The organism is Staphylococcus sp. 231237_7MaSpsaltlick, assembly GCF_043107035.1.
In genome coordinates, this window is record NZ_JBICNX010000344.1 from 1 (window position 1) to 478 (window position 478).

At 30.8% G+C, this 478-nt stretch carries 1 protein-coding gene; it reads right to left on the reverse strand.

The window, feature by feature from the left end:
• Nucleotides 1–478, reverse strand: a 478-nt coding sequence (locus ACF91D_RS31810) for a family 1 glycosylhydrolase (RefSeq protein WP_392438705.1), incomplete at both ends; no start/stop codon positions are given.

Sequence of the window (478 nt, forward strand, 5' to 3'; positions counted from 1 at the left end):
TATAAACCCCCTCCTGAAAAAGGACTGTGTAATACAACATTAATCTCATTGAACGGTATCCAATAATTTACATATTCACCAAATTGTTCAAAGCAAGTTTCTGCAAATTTTACATATAAATCAATTGTTTCTCTATTTTTCCATCCATTATACTCTTCAACAATTCCCATAGGTATATCAAAATGAGCCAATGTTACAAGTAATTCCATGTTATGCGCTTTACATGTTTTAAACAAATCGATGTAATATGCTATACCTTCCTTATTCGGTATTTCTTCATCACCATTTGGATAAATTCTACTCCACGAAATAGACGTTCTAAAAACTTTCAATCCCATTTCTGCCATCAAAGCAATATCTTCTTTATATCTATGATAAAAATCTATACCTGTATGACTTGGATAATACTCATCTTTATCCAACATACCCTTTTTGTAACCTAATTTAATACTTTGGCGATTATTACCGTGAGGAATTA